Annotated in this window: 11 protein-coding genes and 1 pseudogene; 9 read left to right on the forward strand and 3 right to left on the reverse strand. The window is 71.6% G+C overall.

The features are described 5' to 3' along the window. Positions 1–83: 83 nt before the first annotated feature. The 3 genes from K2224_RS39885 (at position 84) to K2224_RS39895 (ending at position 4,732) form a co-directional block, all read left to right on the forward strand. Complete coding sequence (locus tag K2224_RS39885) at positions 84–1,226, forward strand: acyl-CoA dehydrogenase family protein (RefSeq protein WP_221911956.1); 1,143 nt, start codon at positions 84–86, stop codon at positions 1,224–1,226. Between the two features lie 62 nt (positions 1,227–1,288). Beyond that, positions 1,289–2,503 (forward strand): acetyl-CoA C-acetyltransferase, encoded by a 1,215-nt coding sequence (locus K2224_RS39890; protein WP_221911957.1) that lies wholly within the window; start codon positions 1,289–1,291, stop codon positions 2,501–2,503. Between the two features lie 33 nt (positions 2,504–2,536). Next, complete coding sequence (locus K2224_RS39895; RefSeq protein ID WP_221911958.1) at positions 2,537–4,732, forward strand: 3-hydroxyacyl-CoA dehydrogenase NAD-binding domain-containing protein; 2,196 nt, start codon at positions 2,537–2,539, stop codon at positions 4,730–4,732. Positions 4,733–4,771: 39 nt separating this feature from the next. On the opposite strand, the gene K2224_RS39900 is transcribed toward K2224_RS39895, so the two are convergent. Continuing rightward, positions 4,772–5,554, reverse strand: a complete 783-nt coding sequence (locus K2224_RS39900) for a MerR family transcriptional regulator (RefSeq protein WP_221911959.1) — start codon at positions 5,552–5,554, stop codon at positions 4,772–4,774. Positions 5,555–5,687: 133 nt separating this feature from the next. Here K2224_RS39900 and K2224_RS39905 point away from each other — a divergent pair, with 133 nt between their 5' ends. Further along, positions 5,688–7,535, forward strand: coding sequence for a long-chain fatty acid--CoA ligase (locus K2224_RS39905; protein ID WP_221911960.1), 1,848 nt, complete (start codon positions 5,688–5,690; stop codon positions 7,533–7,535). Positions 7,536–7,661: 126 nt separating this feature from the next. After that, positions 7,662–9,113 (forward strand): amino acid permease, encoded by a 1,452-nt coding sequence (locus K2224_RS39910; RefSeq protein ID WP_221912301.1) that lies wholly within the window; start codon positions 7,662–7,664, stop codon positions 9,111–9,113. A gap of 106 nt (positions 9,114–9,219) precedes the next feature. On the opposite strand, the gene sph is transcribed toward K2224_RS39910, so the two are convergent. Further along, entirely contained in the window at positions 9,220–10,206 is a 987-nt protein-coding gene (gene sph / locus K2224_RS39915; protein WP_221911961.1) for a sphingomyelin phosphodiesterase, read from the reverse strand. A gap of 274 nt (positions 10,207–10,480) precedes the next feature. Here sph and K2224_RS39920 point away from each other — a divergent pair. Continuing rightward, positions 10,481–10,923: pseudogene (locus K2224_RS39920) on the forward strand (TetR/AcrR family transcriptional regulator); the annotation flags it as partial. A 266-nt stretch (positions 10,924–11,189) separates the two neighbouring features. After that, positions 11,190–12,065, forward strand: a complete 876-nt coding sequence (locus K2224_RS39930; protein WP_221911962.1) for an oxygenase MpaB family protein — start codon at positions 11,190–11,192, stop codon at positions 12,063–12,065. Positions 12,066–12,116: 51 nt separating this feature from the next. Here K2224_RS39930 and K2224_RS39935 read toward each other — a convergent pair whose 3' ends face one another. After that, the gene (locus K2224_RS39935) at positions 12,117–13,616 is read right to left on the reverse strand and encodes a M1 family metallopeptidase (RefSeq protein WP_221911963.1); all 1,500 of its coding nucleotides are present in this window, start codon (positions 13,614–13,616) and stop codon (positions 12,117–12,119) included. A 177-nt stretch (positions 13,617–13,793) separates the two neighbouring features. Between K2224_RS39935 and K2224_RS39940 the strand changes: the two genes are divergently transcribed. Together K2224_RS39940 and K2224_RS39945 are read left to right on the forward strand one after the other, a co-directional pair. Then, positions 13,794–15,755, forward strand: coding sequence for a Xaa-Pro dipeptidyl-peptidase (locus K2224_RS39940; RefSeq protein ID WP_221912303.1), 1,962 nt, complete (start codon positions 13,794–13,796; stop codon positions 15,753–15,755). A gap of 75 nt (positions 15,756–15,830) precedes the next feature. Beyond that, a complete protein-coding gene (locus K2224_RS39945) occupies positions 15,831–17,174 on the forward strand; it encodes a M14 family metallocarboxypeptidase (RefSeq protein ID WP_221911964.1) in 1,344 nt (447 codons plus the stop codon). The last annotated feature ends 12 nt before the right edge of the window (positions 17,175–17,186 follow it).

The following is a 17,186-nucleotide window of genomic DNA, read 5'->3' on the forward strand; positions in this document are numbered from 1 at the left end:
GAGGAAGCGCCCACCGGGGGACACCCCGGGCCCCGGCGGAGCAGCCCGCCGACCACCCAGGACATCCCCGAAGGGACAGCAGAGTGAAGCGCCAGATCTTCACCGAGGACCACCACGCCTTCCGCGAGACGGTGCGCACCTTCCTCGCCAAGGAGGTGACGCCGCACTACGACAAGTGGGAGAAGGACGGCATCGTCAGCCGGGACGCCTGGCGGGCCGCCGGCCGGCAGGGGCTCCTGGGCCTGGCCGTGCCCGAGGAGTACGGCGGCGGAGGCACCACCGACTTCCGCTACAGCGCCGTCCTGGCCGAGGAGTTCACCCGCGCCGGCACCCCCGGCTTCGCCATCGGGCTGCACAACGACATCATCGGCCCCTACCTGACCTCGCTCGCCACCGAGGAGCAGAAGCGCCGCTGGCTGCCCGGCTTCTGCAGCGGCGAGACCATCACCGCCATCGCGATGACCGAGCCCGGTGCCGGCTCCGACCTCCAAGGCATCCGCACCACCGCCGAGGACCACGGCGACCACTGGATCCTCAACGGCTCCAAGACCTTCATCTCCAACGGCATCCTCGCCGACCTCGTCATCGTCGTCGCGAAGACCACCCCCGAGGGCGGTGCGCACGGCCTGAGCCTGCTGGTCGTCGAGCGCGGCGCGGAGGGCTTCGAACGCGGCCGCAACCTCGACAAGATCGGCCAGAAGTCCCAGGACACCGCCGAGCTGTTCTTCAACGACGTACGGGTTCCCAAGGAGAACCTCCTCGGCGAGCTCAACGGCGCCTTCGTGCACCTGATGACCAACCTCGCCCAGGAGCGGATGGCGATAGCAATCGCCGGGATAGCCGCCGCCGAGCACCTGCTGGAGATCACCACCGGATACGTCAAGGAGCGCGAGGCGTTCGGCCGGCCGCTCGCCAAGCTCCAGCACATCCGGTTCGAGATCGCCGAGATGGCCACCGAGTGCGCGGTCACCCGCACCTTCCTCGACCGCTGCATCGCCGACCACTCCGAGGGCACCCTCGACGCCGTGCACGCCTCCATGGCCAAGTGGTGGGCCACCGAGCTGCAGAAGCGGGTCGCCGACCGCTGCCTCCAACTCCACGGCGGATACGGCTACATGACCGAATACCCCGTCGCCCGAGCCTTCACCGACGGCCGCATCCAGACCATCTACGGAGGGACGACCGAGATCATGAAGGAGATCATCGGCCGCTCCCTGCTCGGCTAACCCTCCCGACTGCGCCTCACCGGGGACAGTCCCCGGACCCCGGCCGACAGAAAGGCTTTTCAGTGAGCACCGAAGCGTACGTGTACGACGCGATCCGCACCCCCCGCGGCCGTGGCAAGGCCAACGGCGCGCTGCACGGCACCAAGCCGATCGACCTGGTCGTCGGCCTGATCCACGAGGTGCGGCGGCGCTTCCCCGACCTGGACCCGGCCGCGATCGACGACATCGTGCTGGGCGTCGTCGGACCGGTCGGCGACCAGGGCTCGGACATCGCCCGGATCGCCGCGATCGCCGCCGGCCTGCCCGACACCGTCGCCGGCGTCCAGGAGAACCGCTTCTGTGCCTCCGGCCTCGAAGCCGTCAACATGGCCGCCGCCAAGGTCCGTTCCGGCTGGGAGGACCTCGTCCTGGCCGGCGGCGTCGAGTCGATGTCGCGGGTCCCGATGGCCTCCGACGGCGGTGCCTGGTTCGCCGACCCGATGACCAACTTCGACACCGGCTTCGTCCCGCAGGGCATCAGCGCCGACCTCATCGCCACCATCGAGGGCTACACCCGCCACGATGTCGACGAGTACGCCGCGCTCTCCCAGGAGCGGGCCGCCGCGGCATGGAAGGACGCCCGCTTCGAGCGCTCCGTCGTCCCCGTCCTGGACCGCAACGGCCTGGTCGTCCTCGACCACGACGAGCATCTGCGCCCCGGCACCACCGCCGACTCGCTGGCGGGCCTGAAGCCGTCCTTCGCCGCGATCGGCGACGCCGGCGGCTTCGACGCGGTCGCCCTGCAGAAGTACCACTGGGTCGAGAAGATCGACCACGTCCACCACGCCGGCAACTCCTCCGGCATCGTGGACGGCGCGGCACTGGTCGCCATCGGCTCCAAGGAGGTCGGCGAGCGCCACGGCCTGACCCCGCGGGCCCGCATCGTCTCCGCCGCGGTCTCCGGCTCCGAGCCGACGATCATGCTCACCGGGCCCGCGCCTGCCAGCCGCAAGGCCCTGGCCAAGGCCGGGCTGACCATCGACGACATCGACCTGGTCGAGATCAACGAGGCGTTCGCCGCGGTCGTCCTGCGCTTCGTCAAGGACATGGGCCTCAGCCTGGACAAGGTCAACGTCAACGGCGGCGCCATCGCCCTGGGCCACCCCCTCGGCGCCACCGGCGCGATGATCCTCGGCACCCTCGTCGACGAACTGGAGCGCCAGGACAAGCGCTACGGCCTGGCCACCCTCTGCGTCGGCGGCGGCATGGGCGTCGCCACCGTCGTCGAGCGCCTCTGACCCCTCGTCCCACCCCACTACGGAGTACCGACCATGAGTGAATCCACCACCATCCGCTGGGAACAGGACGAGACCGGCATCGTCACCCTGGTCCTGGACGACCCCGATCAGTCCGCCAACACCATGAACAGCGCCTTCAAGGCGTCCCTCAGCGCGGTCGCCGACCGCCTGGAGGCCGAGAAGGACGACATCCGCGGCATCATCTTCACCTCCGCCAAGAAGACCTTCTTCGCCGGCGGCGACCTGCACGACCTGATCGCCGTCACCCCCGACCAGGCGCAGCAGGCGTTCGAGGCGGGCAACGGCATCAAGCGCGACCTGCGCCGGATCGAGACGCTCGGCAAGCCGGTCGTCGCCGCGATCAACGGCGCGGCGCTGGGCGGCGGTTACGAGATCGCCCTGGCCTGCCACCACCGCGTCGCCCTGGACACCCCCGCCACCAAGATCGGCCTGCCCGAGGTCACCCTCGGCCTGCTGCCCGCCGCCGGCGGCGTCACCCGCACCGTCCGGCTGCTGGGCATCACCGACGCACTGCTGAAGGTCCTCCTCCAGGGCACCCAGTACAACGCCACCCGCGCCAAGGACAACGGACTGATCCACGAGGTCGCCGGGACCCCCGAGGAACTCCTCACCAGGGCCCGGGAGTTCATCGACGCCCACCCCGAGTCCCAGCAGCCCTGGGACGTCAAGGGCTACAAGATCCCCGGCGGCACCCCGGCCCACCCGAAGTTCGCCGCCAACCTCCCGGCGTTCCCCGCCAACCTCAAGAAGCAGCTCAACGGCGCGCCCTACCCGGCGCCGCGCAACATCCTCGCCGCCGCCGTCGAGGGCTCCCAGGTCGACTTCGAGACCGCCCAGACCATCGAGGCGCGCTACTTCGTCGAGCTGGTCACCGGCCAGGTCTCCAAGAACATGATCCAGGCGTTCTTCTTCGACCTCCAGGCCGTCAACGCAGGCAGAAACCGCCCCAAGGGCATCGCACCGCACACGGTCCGGAAGGTCGCCGTCCTGGGCGCCGGCATGATGGGCGCCGGCATCGCCTACGCCTGCGCCAGGGCGGGCATCGAGGTCGTCCTCAAGGACGTCACCCCGGAGGCGGCCGAGCGCGGCAAGGAGTACTCCGCGGGGCTGCTCGCCAAGGCGCTGGCCAAGGGGCGGACGACGGAGGCCAAGCGGGACGAACTGCTGGCGCGGATCACGCCCACCGCCGAGCCCGCCGACCTCGCCGGCTGCGACGCGGTCATCGAGGCGGTCTTCGAGGACGTCGCCCTCAAGCACAAGGTGTTCAAGGAGATCCAGCACATCGTCGCGCCCGACGCGCTGCTGTGCTCCAACACCTCCACCCTCCCCATCACGCTGCTGGCCGAAGGCGTCGAGCGGGACGCCGACTTCATCGGCCTGCACTTCTTCTCGCCGGTCGACAAGATGCCGCTGGTGGAGATCATCAAGGGCGAGCGGACCGGCGACGAGGCGCTGGCCCGCGCCTTCGACCTGGTACGCCAGATCAGGAAGACCCCGATCGTCGTCAACGACTCGCGCGGCTTCTTCACCTCCCGCGTCATCGGCCAGTTCATCAACGAGGGCGTCGCGATGATCGGCGAGGGCCTCGACCCGGTCTCGGTCGAACAGGCCGCAGCCCAGGCCGGCTACCCGGCCAAGGTGCTCTCCCTGATGGACGAGCTGACCCTCACCCTGCCCCGCAAGATCCGCAACGAGACCCGGCGCGCCGTCGAGGAGGCCGGCGGCACCTGGGAGCCGCACCCGGCCGACGCCGTCATCGACCGCATGGTGGACGAGTTCGGGCGCCCCGGACGCAGCGGCGGTGCCGGCTTCTACGAGTACGGCGAGGACGGCAAGCGGGCCGGTCTGTGGCCGGGGCTGCGCGAGCACTTCCAGCGCACGGGCGCCGCCGTCCCGTTCGTCGACATGCAGGAGCGGATGCTGTTCTCCGAGGCGCTGGACACCGTCCGCTGCCTGGAGGAGGGCGTGCTGACCTCCGTCGCCGACGCCAACATCGGCTCCATCCTCGGCATCGGCTTCCCTGGCTGGACCGGCGGCGTGCTCCAGTACATCAACGGCTATCGGGGCGGGCCGGGCCGGGAGGAACTCGTCGGCCTGCCCGGGTTCGTGGCCCGTGCCCGGGAACTCCAGGCAGCCTACGGCGACCGGTTCGCGCCCTCGCCGCTGCTGGTCGAAAAGGCCGAGCGCGGCGAGAAGTTCGCCGACTGAGCAGGGCGGGCGGGAGCGGGCCGCGATGGCCCGCTCCCCTCACCGCTCGCGCGGGCCGGCCTCCTCGCCGTGGCCCGCGCGTTCCGCCCGGCCGCCGGGTTCGCCCCTGCCGAGCCACTCCCGCAGCTCCTCCTTCATCGATCGCTGGAAGGCGGTGACCAGTGCCTGGACCACCATCGGCTGCATATGCGCCGACAGCGACTTCATCCGCGCCATCTCCTCCGCGTCCGGTCCGCCGTCCCGGTAGGGCCCCCATACCTCGTCCTTGAAGAGCCGGCTGAGCTCACGGGCCGCCGAGCGGGTGTGCTCGATGACGACGGTGCGCGCCGCGAGGATCGTCTCCAGCGCGATCGGCACGTCGAGCAGCCGCGTCCCCAGGTGCAGCAGCCCGGGATCGACCCGGAAGACCTCCGGATCCTCGGTCCGCACCAGGACGTTCATCGCCGCCAGCCGGTCGAGGTCCTCCTCGGTCAGCTCCCGGCCGACCCGCCGCTCCAGCTGCTTCCGGGTGGCGTCCTCCGCCTGGTCCGGGATCCAGCTCGCCACCAGGGCACGGTGGATGGCCAGGTCCTGGGCGCTGAGATCGGGCGGCAGCTGCGCCAGATAGCGTTCGATGGCGGACAGCGTCAGCCCCTGGTGCTGGAGTTCCTCGATGAGCGCGAGCCGCGAGAGGTGGTCCGGCCCGTAGCGGCCCACTCGGCGCGGGCCGATCTCGGGCGGCGGCAGCAGACCGCGGGTGCTGTAGAAGCGGATCGTGCGGACCGTGACGCCCGCTCGGGCGGCGAGTTCGTCGACGGTCAGGCCGGGGGCGGACTCCATCATGTTCAACAGTATTGCTGTCTCACCAGTCCTGTGAAACCTTCTTCACCGCTCAGCGCGCAGCCAGGCCCCCGCCGCGCAGGGCCTGGGTCCTCCGTACGGTCCGCAGATCAGGCCCACACCTCGGGAGGCCGCCATGACCACGCTCCTGCGTATGCCCGCCGCACCGGACGAACTCACGCTGCCCGCCCTGCTGTTGCGCAACGCCGAGGACCACGGCGAACGGCCGGCCCTCTCCTGGCGGGCGCCGGACGGCGGCCGGCAGACGCTCGGCTGGGCGGCGGCCCGCCGGCGGATCGCCGAGCTGGCCGCCGGCTTCGCGGCGCTCGGCGTCCGGCGCGGGGAGATCGTCCTGCTCATGATGGGCAACCGCCCCGAGCACTGGTTCGGCGACCTCGCCCTGGTGCACCTGGGCGCGGTGCCCGTCACCGTCTACGGCACCGCCGCCCCGGGCCAGATCGCCCATGTCGTCCGGCACAGCCGGGCCCGTCTGGCCGTGGTCGAGGGGCCGCGGGAGCGGGCCCAATGGGAGCCGCTGCTCGACGACCCGGCGGGCCGGCTGGAGCGGCTGGTGGTGGTTGAGCCCGCGGACGGGCCGCCGGCCGCGGCCCCCGGGGCGGCCGGCCGGTGCGAGAGCTTCGCCGCGGTGGCGGCCCGCGGCGCCGAGGCGTACGACCCGGTGGCGTTCGAGGCGGCCTGGCGACGGGGCGACGCCGACGACACCCTGACCGTCGTCTACACCTCCGGCACGACCGGCGACCCCAAGGGAGTGGTGCTCACCCACCGCCAGGTGCTGCTGAACGCGGTGGCCCTGGACGGCGTCGTCGAGCTGCCGGACCACGCCGCGCACCTGTGCTACCTGCCGTTCGCGCACATCGCCGAGCGGATGCTGGGCCTCTACCTGCCGGTCTTCCGGGCCGCGCACGTCCATCTCTGCGCGGATCCGGCACAGGTCGCGCCGACCGCCCGCGAGCTGCGGCCGGCGCAGTTCTTCGGGGTGCCGCGGGTGTGGGAGAAGCTGGCGGCGACGGTACAGGCGGCGCTGGCGGAGCTGCCGGCCGAGCGGCGGGCGGCCGTGGCGGCGGCAGCGGAGACGGCCCGGGCGCATGTCGCGTGCCGGGAGCGCGGGGAGCGGCCGTCCGCCGAGCTGGCGGCCGCGTACGCGAGGGCCAAGGCGCGGGTGCTGGACCCGCTGCTGCTGGCGGCGGCCGGCTTCGACCGGCTGGTGTGGACGGCGAGCGCCTCCGCGCCGATGCCCCCGGAGGTGGTGCGGTTCTGGGCCGGCTTCGGCATCGTGATCATGGATGCGTGGGGCCTCACCGAGACGGCGGGGGTGGCCACGGCCAACGGGCCCGAGGGCTTCCGGCTGGGCTCGGTGGGCCGGCCGCTCGCCGGGCTGGAGGTGCGCACGGCCGCCGACGGCGAGATCGAGGTGCGCGGCCGGACGGTGTGCGCGGGGTACCTCCGGGCGGACGGGACGGTGGAGCCGGCCACCGGCGCGGACGGCTGGTTCCGCACCGGCGACATCGGCCGGATCGACGGCGACGGCTTCCTGTGGCTGACCGACCGCAAGAAGGAAATGATCGTGACCTCGACCGGCAAGAACGTCTCGCCCGCGCTGGTCGAGAACGCCCTCAAGGAGCATCCCCTCGTCGGACAGGCGCTGGTGCACGGCGACGGCCGGTCGTATCTGGTGGCGCTGCTGGTGCTGGATCCGGAGCTGGCCCCGGCCTGGGCGGCCCGGCACGGGATCGCGGGGAGCCTGCCGGAACTGGCCCGCCATCCGGCCGTCCGCGCGGAGGTCGAGCGGGGTGTGGCGGAGGCGAATTCCCGGCTGAATCGCACAGAACAGGTCAAGCGATTTTCGTTGTTGGGCGAGGAATGGCGGCCGGAAAGTGGCGAACTAACGCCGTCGCTGAAGCTTCGTCGCCGTGTTATTCGCCACAAATATGGACAAATCCTAGAGCGAATGTACGCCATGTGATCTCGCACACAGACGGGGGGCCGTAACTCGTGGATGGTGTGCGACTGACCGTTCGCGCAATCCGCGGTGCCGGTCATGTTCAAGCGCTCCGAAAGTGAGATACCAGTAGTGAGCACAGAAACCGTCGTGGATGAAGCCCAGCGGCCATCGGACGGGGGGAGCGGGATCCGGCAGGACGCGGGCGACGCCGGTTACAGCAAGGGCCTCAAGGGCCGGCACATCAACATGATCGCCATCGGCGGCGCGATCGGCACCGGCCTCTTCCTCGGCGCCGGCGGCCGACTGCACTCCGCCGGACCCGCTCTGGCCGTCGCCTACGCGGTCTGCGGTCTGTTCGCCTTCTTCGTCGTCCGGGCCCTCGGCGAACTCGTGGTGCACCGCCCGTCGTCCGGCTCGTTCGTCTCCTACGCCCGGGAGTTCCTGGGGGAGAAGGGCGCCTACGTCGCGGGCTGGATGTACGTCGTCAACTGGTCGACGACCGGCATCGCCGACATCACCGCGATCGCCCTGTACACCCACTACTGGAGCATGTTCACCAGCATCCCGCAGTGGGTCATGGCGCTGATCGCGCTGGCGGTGGTGCTCTCGATCAACCTGATCTCGGTGAAGATCTTCGGTGAGATGGAGTTCTGGTTCGCGATCATCAAGGTCGCGGCGCTGGTCGTCTTCATGTTCATCGGGATCTTCCTGCTGGCCACTCACCACCCCGTCGACGGGCACACCCCGGGCCTGAACCTGATCACCGACCACGGCGGCATCTTCCCGACCGGTCTGCTGCCCGTGGTGATCGTGCTCCAGGGCGTCGTGTTCGCCTACTCCGCCGTCGAACTGGTCGGCGTCACCGCGGGTGAGACCAGCGAGCCGCACAAGGTCGTGCCCAAGGCCGTGAACTCGATCATGTGGCGGGTCGGCATCTTCTACGTCGGCTCGGTGATCCTGCTCGCGATGCTGCTGCCGTGGAACATGTTCAGCGCCAACGAGAGCCCCTTCGTCACCGTGCTGTCCCACGTCGGCATCCCGCACGCCGGCGACGTGATGAACCTCGTCGTGCTCACCGCGGCGATGTCCAGCCTGAACTCCGGGCTGTACTCCACCGGCCGCATCCTGCGCTCGATGTCGATGGCGGGCTCCGCACCGAAGTTCGCCGGGCGGATGAACCGCAACCAGGTGCCCTACGGCGGCATCATGCTCACCTCCACGGTGTGTGTGCTCGGCGTCGGGCTCAACTACTGGCTGCCGGGCAAGGCGTTCGAGATCGTGATCAACATCGCGGCGCTGGGCATCATCAGCACCTGGTGCACGATCATGGTCTGTCACATGGTGTTCGTCCGCCGCGCCAAGGAGGGACTGCTGGAGCGGCCGCGCTTCCGCCTGCCGGGCACCCCGGTCACCGACATCGCCACCATCGTGTTCCTGCTCGGCGTCATCGTGCTGATGTGGTTCGACGACGGCGTCGGCCGGCAGACCGTGCTGCTGATCCCGGTCCTCGCCGCGGCGCTGGTCGGCGGCTGGTACGCGGTCCGCGGCCGGGTCCGCCGGATCGCCGCCGAACGCGAACTCGCCGAACAGGCCGAGTAACCACGCGAGGGCGCCCCGCCCACACGCCGCAGGGCGGCCGCGGAGGACCGGAGGGTCACCGCGGCCGCCCTCGTGCGTCCACGACGGGCCGGGCTCCGGGGTGGGCTCAGCCGCCGATCACCGGGTAGTGGTCGGAGAGGTCGCTGTAGGTGTAGCTCTTGCCCCAGCTGGAGACGGTCCAGGGCGCCGACTCCTCCTTGACCACGGTGTTCCGCCAACCGGTCGGCCGGGCATGGCCGTTGCGGAACAGCACATAGTCCAGGTCCTCGCGGGGATCGTCCGGGTAGCGGTACTTGGCGATCGAGTTCTCCTGGGTGTCGAAGGAGTACGGGTGGCCGGTGCGGCCGTCCGCGGGGGCCAGGTCGGCGTTGGCCAGCAGGGCGTCGTACTCGCTGCCGTGGGAGTCGATGTTCATGTCGCCGGCGACCATGACCTCCTCGTCCGCCGGGATGTTCTCGGCGTCCAGGAAGGCGTCCAACTCCTTGAGCTGCGCGGCACGGTCGGCGGCCGCCTCACCGGCCTTGCAGCCCGAGTCGGTGGACTGGGTGTGGGTGCCGACCACGTGCACCCTGGTGCCGTCGACGTCCAGCACCGCGTAGACGAAGCCCTTGTTGGAGAACGAGTCCGAGCCGCAGGCGTCCTTGTAGATGTACTGCTCCTTGCGCAGTACCGGCCACTTGCTCAGCAGCGTCACCCCGCCGTCCTCTGGGGTGACGGCCGAGTAGGCGCCGCCGGTGGCGTCCCAGCCGCTGCGGCTGCGGCCGACCACCGGCGTCTGGTGCGGGTACTCCGCTGCGGCCCGTGCCTTCAGCGCGTCCGAGGAGGAGTTGTCGAAGGCTTCCTGGAGCACGACGACGTCGTTGCCGTGGAAGAAGTCCGCGGACGCGATGGCCTGTGCCCGGTGGTCCTGGCCCCAGTTGGGGTAGAGGTTCTTGCTCATGAGGAAGGTGTTGTAGGTGAGCACCTTGAGCCGGGGCGCGCTCGCGGCCGACGGGGCCGCGGCTGATGCGGTGGGGGACGCGACGGCCAGCGTGGCGGCGAGGGCCGCGGCGATCGCGGCGACCCGGGATGTGCGCAGCGCGGAATGCGGCACGGAAACTCCCTGTGGAGGTGGGGGCGTTGGGTGTGAACCGACGCCGCACATCAAACCAGCTGGGGTTACTTCCAGGTAACCTCCTGGTGGGCAGGAGATTGACAGCGCAAAGCGCTTGACGACGCGTCCGTGGAGGCGAGGGCCTGCCGCTGTCCCTGTTCACGCTCGGCGCCGTTACAAAGTGATTCGGTTGGTGTCTCTGTTGCCGGTGGAGTGTGCCGGTGGCGCCGGGCGGTCGGGGTGAGGAAGGCCGTTGGGGGACGAACGGCACCTGGTGGAACCGGTGTCGGGCAGTGCGCCGCAGGCCGGCGGGGCGCTGACCGACCGGATCCTGGACGCGGCGCGGGAGCAGTTCACGACGTTCGGGCTGCGCCGGTCCACCGTCGACGACGTGGCCGAACGCGCCGGTGTCTCACGGGTGACGGTGTATCGACGGGTCGGCAACAAGGACGAGTTGGCGCAGCGGGTGCTGCTGCGGGAGTACCGGCGGTTCGTCGCGGAGGTGGACGCGGCGGTGGCCGGGCTGCCGACGATGGAGGAGCGGATGGTGGAGGGGTTCGCCGCCCTCCTGCGGCTGGTCCGGGGGCATCCGCCGATCGGGGGGGGCTGATGCGGTTGGAGCCGGAGACGATGCTGCCGTATCTGACGCTGGAGAGCGGGCCGTCGTTCCTCGCGATGCGCGGCTATCTGGCGGGACATCTGCGCCGGGCACGGCGCACGGCGAGCGAGGCGAAGCGGGCGGAGGCGGGGTGGCAGGGACGGACGTCACGGATGCCGAGCTGGACGCGCACCCGGTCGTCGGCGCTGGCGTGACCGACCACTCCACCTTCCGCACCGGGGGTGGTGCGCTGCCTGATGGCGCCGGTGCCGCCACCGCTGCGGATCGCCCCGGCGCTGTTCCTGGCCTACTGGAACACCCACCGCCCCGGCACCGACCCGCGTACCCGCCGTCCCCTGGGGGCAGCCGTATGATGAGTAGGCGTATGAGTACGGTACAAACACCCCCGAAATGCACGGACCCCGCACCCCCGCCGCCCGGTGGCGTGCTCTGGTCGCTGGTCGGGGACATCAGATCCCTGCTGACCCTGCCCGCCGCGCTGACGATGCAGGTGGCGCACCCCGCCGTGGGCGCGGGCGTGGACGACCACTCGGTCTTCCGCACCGACCCCTGGGGCCGCGGCGAACGCTCACTGGCCTCGCTCCAGCTGTGGGTCTACGGCGGGGCGGAGGCCGCCGAGGAGGGCCGGCGGCTGCGGAAGCTGCACCGCGCCATCCAGGGCACCGACGCCTACGGCCGGAAGTACCACGCGCTCACCCCCGCCTACTACGCCTGGGTGCACGCCACCGGCTACCCCGTCTTCCGGCACGCTCGGCGCTACCTCGGCCGCCCGTTCACCCCGGCGCAGGAGCGGCAGCTCTACGCGGAGTGGCTCCAGGTCGGCCGGATCCTCGGCATCCACGACCGGGACATGCCGCAGACCATCGAGGAGTTCTGGCCCTATTACCGCAAGGTCCTCGACACCGAGATCGAGGAGACGGCGGTGGTGCGTGAGCTGACCGCCACCGACCAGCCGCTGCCGGCCCCGGACCGCGGCCCCTGGTGGGTGCTGCTGCCGCTGCGGCTGGCCTGGCCGGTGCTCAAGCCGGGCTTCGCCCGCTTCCGACGGTTCGTCACCATCGGGCTGATGCCGCCGGACGCCCGGCGTGCCATCGGCCTTCCCTGGACCGACGTCCAGGAGCGCCGCCTGCGCCACCTGGGGCTGGTGGTGCGGCTGGTGATGCCGGTCCTGCCGGAGCGGCTGCGGTTCATGCCGATCGCACGGCGGGCCCGCCGGGAACACCGGGCGGCCCGCCGCTGAAGCACCGGCGGGCGGAGCCGGGCGTGCCCGGTCCCCGCCCGCCGCTCCCGGTCAGCGACCGCCGTGCACCTCGTGCACGTCGTGGGTGGCCGCGATCTGCTTCCACGACTTCGGCGCGGCGACCGGGCCGCGCGGCGCGGCGAACGCCCGCGCGCCCGCCCCGGCGGCCGGCCTGCTCGGCTGGTACAGCCAGGTGTCGAAGAAGTCGGCCAGCGGCTGCCCGGACTTCTTCTCGGCGAACTTCACGAAGTCCCCGATCGCGGCGTTGCCGTACCGGTGCTCCGTCGGCCAGGACTTGAGGATGTCGAAGAACACCTTGTCGCCGACCTTGTTCCGCAGCGCCTGGAGGGCCAGCGCACCGCGGTCGTAGACCGCCGAGTCGAACTGCTTGTCCGCGCCCGGGTCGCCCGGCTTCACCGTCCAGAACGGGTCGCCCGCCGGGTGCTGGGCGTAGACGTAGTCCGCCAACTGCTGCGCGGTGCCCTCGCCCTCCTTCTCCGACCACAGCCACTGGCTGTACGCGGCGAAGCCCTCGTTGAGCCAGATGTCCTTCCAGTCCTTCAGCGACACGCTGTCGCCGTACCACTGGTGGGCCAGCTCGTGCACCACGACCGAGACGTTGGTGCCCTTGTCGAAGGCCTGCTTGCCGTAGAACGGCCGGGTCTGGGTCTCCAGCGCGTAGTGCGCCGGGACGTTGGGGACATAGCCGCCGACCGAGTTGAACGGATACGGGCCGAAGACGCTCTCCAGCCACTCGGTGACCTCGGTGGTGCGCTCGATGCTCGCCCGCGCCGACCCGAGGTTCGGGCCCAGGTCCGGGCTGACCGCGTTGATCACCGGTACGCCGTCCGCGGTGGTGTCGGTGGTGATGTCGAACTTGCCGATCGCCAGCGTCGTCAGATACGTCGCCTGCGGTTTGTCCGAGCGCCAGTTGTAGCGCGTCCAGCCGAGCTTGGAGGTCTTCGAGGCCAGCACGCCGTTGCTGAGCGCCTGGGTGCCGTCCGGGACGGCGACGGAGATGTCGTACGTCGCCTTGTCGGAGGGGTGGTCGTTGCTGGGGAACCACCACACCGCCGAATCCGGCTCCTGCGCCACCACCCCGCCGTCCGGCGTCCGGGCCCAGGCGGTGAAGCCGTCGATCTTCAGCTCGGAGGGCTTGCCCGCGTAGCGGACCACCACGCTGATGTCCTTGCCCTTCTCCAGCGGCGTGGCCGGAGTGACCTCCAGCTCATGCTCCCCGGAGGTGGCGAAGGCGGCCTTCTTGCCGTTGACCCGGATCTCACCGACCTTCAGCCCGAAGTCCAGATTGAAGCGCGAGAGGTTCTGTGTGGTCCGGGCGAGCAGGGTCGCCGTGCCCTCCAACAGGTCGGTCTTCGGCTGGTACTTGAGCCGCAGATCATAGTGGGAGACGCGGTACCCGCCGTTGCCGCTGTAGGGGTAGTAGCTGTCGCCCGCACCCGGGGCGCCGGGCGTGAAGTCCGCTGCTGATGCCGGGATCGCCAGCAGCAGGCTGAGCGCGGCCGCGCCCGGGACCAGGAGTCTGTGACGCACGAGTCCTCCAACTCGTAGGGGAGGTCGATCTCCTACGGACCCTATGTACGCATCGGTCACCACGTCATGTCCATGGCCACATCCGACACATGACCGACATCTCGCCGACATGTGTCCCGGACCGCCCCCTTCTGCACGGGAGTTGACCCGCGCTACCGTCCGCCCGTGACAATACGTATGGGACCTCCCCACACCCCATGGAAAACGCTGGTCGGCGCGGCCGTGCTCGTGCTCCTCGCGCTGCTCGCCGCACCCGGCGCGGCGAGCGCGACCCCCGCCCCCCGGGAGAGCAAACCCGTCTACTCCTACGCCCACGCCATCCGCGAGACGGTCTGGGTGGACACCGGCCTCGACGGCGACGGCGACGGCCGCACCGACCGGGTCGCCGTCGACATCATCCGGCCCTCCGAACCCGCCCGGCAGGGCCACCGGATACCCGTGATCATGGACGCCAGCCCCTACTACTCCTGCTGCGGCCGCGGAAACGAGAGTCAGAAGAAGACCTACGACGCCCACGGCCGCCCGGTCCAGTTCCCGCTCTTCTACGACAACTACTTCGTGCCCCGCGGCTATGCGACCGTCCTCGTCGACCTGGCCGGAACCAATCGCTCCGACGGCTGCATCGACACCGGCGGACGCTCGGACGTCCAGTCCGCCAAAGCCGTCGTCGACTGGCTCAACGGCCGGGCCCGCGGCTACACCGCCCGCGGCGGCGGCAGAGCCGTCACCGCCGACTGGTCCAACGGCAAAACCGGGATGATCGGCAAGAGTTGGGACGGCACCATCGCCAACGGTGTCGCCGCCACCGGCGTCCCCGGCCTGAAGACCATCGTGCCGATCGCCGGCATCACCTCCTGGTACGACTACTACTTCGCCCAGGGCGCCCCGCTCTACGACGGCGGCCCCGACGAGCTGGCGGCCGCCGTCGAGAGCCCCGGCGCACACAAGAACTGCGCCGCCGTCCAGCGCAAGCTCAAGGCGGGCGCCCCGCGCAACGGCGACTGGACCGGCCTGTGGACCGAACGGGACTACGTCCGCGCCGCCGCCAAGGTCCGCGCCAGCGTCTTCCTCGTCCACGGCATGCAGGACCTCAACGTCCGCACCAAGCACTTCGGACAGTGGTGGGACGCGCTCGCCCGGCACGGCGTCCAGCGCAAGATCTGGCTCTCCCAGACCGGCCACGTCGACCCCTTCGACTACCGCCGCGCCGACTGGGTGCACACCCTCCACCAGTGGTTCGACCACTACCTGATGGGCTACGACAACGGCATCGACCGGGCACCCATGGCCGACATCGAGCGCGCCCCCGACACCTGGACCACCGACGCCCGCTGGCCCGCGAAGGGCACCGCCACGGTCCCGCTCCACCCGCGCACCGGCAGCCAGGCCGGCGTCGGCACCCTGGGCACCCGCCCCACCCCGGCCGGACAGAAGGCGGCGTTCACCGACGACCCGGCGCTCGACGAGTCCGACTGGGCCGCCGCCGTCGACCGCCCGACCCCGGCCAAGACAGGCTTCACCACCGGCCCGCTGACCGCACCGCTGCGGCTCTCCGGCGCCGGCACGGTGACCGTCACCGCCACCCCCAGCACCACCAGCGCCCACCTCTCCGCCGTCCTCGTCGACCTCGGCCCGGACACCATCCGCAACTACGCCGGCGACGGCGAGGGCATCGTCACCCGCGGCACCAGCAGCTGTTGGGGCGCCGGCACCCGCGGCGACACCGGCTGCTTCAAGGACACCGCGGCCGACACCACCAAGGTCGGCTTCACCGTCTTCAGCCGCGGCTGGGCCGACCTCGGCCACGCCACCGACCCGCAGCACGGACACCCGCTCACCCCCGGCAAGCCCTACACCCTCACCCTGCAACTCGCCGCGAGCGACCACATCGTCCCCGCCGGGCACCGGCTCGCGCTCATCGTGGCCGGCACCGACGCCCATCTGATCGACCCGCCCGCCTCCCGCCCCACCCTCACCCTCGACCTGGCCCGCACCACGGCCCGGCTGCCGGTGACCGGCGGCGCCCCGGCCCTCGCCCGGGCCACCGCGGGCACCCCGGCGGCCCCGAGCCCGACCGGGACCACCCTCAAGGGCATCGCCCCGCCGCCGGCCCCCAGCCGGCTGCCGTACGGAGACTGACCGGAAGTGACCGACCAGGGCCGCCCCGCGGGCACGGGGCGGCCCCCACCCCGCTGCCGACCCCGGAGGCATCACGTGGCACCCCTCGGCTCACTCCGCTCCCGCGGCCTCGCGCTCGCCGCCCTTGCCGCAGCCCTCACCGCCGCGTTCAACCCCTTCCCGCCCGCCCGGGCCACCCCGACCCACCTTCCCCGTACGGGATTCGAGACCAGCCACGGCGCCCGATGGACCAGCGAGGCCGAGGAGACGGCGTTCCTCGCGGCCCTCACCCGGGCCCCGGGAGCCGGGACCCCGGTCCGCGTCGACCGGATCGGCACCACCGCACAGGGCCGCCCGCTCCGCCTCGTCAGCCTCGGCACCCCCGCCCTCCGGCACCCCGCCGACGGCCGGCGCACCGACTCCGTGCTGCTGGTCTGCTCCCAGCACGGCGACGAACCCGCCGGCCGCGAGGCGTGCCTGACCACCGTCCGCGACCTCGCCTACGCCAGGGACCCGGCCACCCGGAACCTCCTGGCGCACACCGGCGTCCTCGTCGTGCCCACCGCCAACCCCGACGGCCGGGCCGCCGGCACCCGCGGCAACTCCGACGGCACCGACATCAACCGCGACCATGTGGCGCTGACCACCCCCGAGGCCCGCGCGATCGCCGCGGTGCTCCGCGACCACCGCCCCGACACCGTCTACGACCTGCACGAATACACCCCCAAGGCGCCGTACTACACCAAGGACCTGCTCTCCCTGTGGCCGCGCAACCTCAACACCGCGGCCCCCGTCCACCGCGAAGCGGCCGCCCTGTCCGAGGAGTTCGTCGCCCCCGCCGCCCGGGCGGCCGGCTTCAGCACCGGCGTCTACGGCATCTGGACCGACCCCGTCACCGGCTCCCCGGTCAAACAGGTCGCGGGCGACGGCCAGGAGCGCATCCTGCGCAACACCGCCGGCATCAAGGGCTCCGTCGGGCTGCTCGTGGAAACCCGCGTCGGCCCCCTCACCGCCGCCGAGAAGGCCGACCCGGCACGGAACGACCGCCGCCGGGTGACCTCCCAACGCTCCGCCCTCAAAGGGCTGTTCGGCTTCCTCGTACGGCACCGCGGACGCATCGCGGCGGCCACCGCGGCGGCCCGCACGGCCGGCCTGGCCGACCGCGGCCCCGTCTACCTCGGCGGCGCCGACAACGAACCCCCCACCGCCGACCGGATCCTGACGCGTCCACCGCGCGCCTACCGCCTCGACCCGGCACGTTTCGCCCGGGCCGAGGCCGTACTGGCGGCGCACGGCGTGCACTGGCGGCGGGACCTCGACGGCGGCGCCACCGTCCCGCTCCGCCAGCCGCTGCGTGCCCTGGTCCCGCTGCTGCTGGACCCGCGGGCCGACCATCCCGTCGTGGCCGGCACCCCGGTGGACGGGCGGGACGACGGGTGAACGACCAGGCCG

Origin of the sequence: Streptomyces sp. BHT-5-2, from assembly GCF_019774615.1 — a bacterium.
Taxonomy (GTDB): Bacteria; Actinomycetota; Actinomycetes; order Streptomycetales; family Streptomycetaceae; genus Streptomyces.

What these genes read in the sequence shown, in the direction of transcription:
- K2224_RS39905 (WP_221911960.1), top strand. Translation starts at nt 5,688, where the DNA reads ATGACCACGCTCCTGCGTATGCCCGCCGCACCGGACGAACTCACGCTG.
- K2224_RS39900 (WP_221911959.1), bottom strand. Translation starts at nt 5,554, where the DNA reads ATGATGGAGTCCGCCCCCGGCCTGACCGTCGACGAACTCGCCGCCCGA.
- K2224_RS39930 (WP_221911962.1), top strand. Translation starts at nt 11,190, where the DNA reads ATGAGTACGGTACAAACACCCCCGAAATGCACGGACCCCGCACCCCCG.
- K2224_RS39895 (WP_221911958.1), top strand. Translation starts at nt 2,537, where the DNA reads ATGAGTGAATCCACCACCATCCGCTGGGAACAGGACGAGACCGGCATC.
- K2224_RS39940 (WP_221912303.1), top strand. Translation starts at nt 13,794, where the DNA reads ATGGGACCTCCCCACACCCCATGGAAAACGCTGGTCGGCGCGGCCGTG.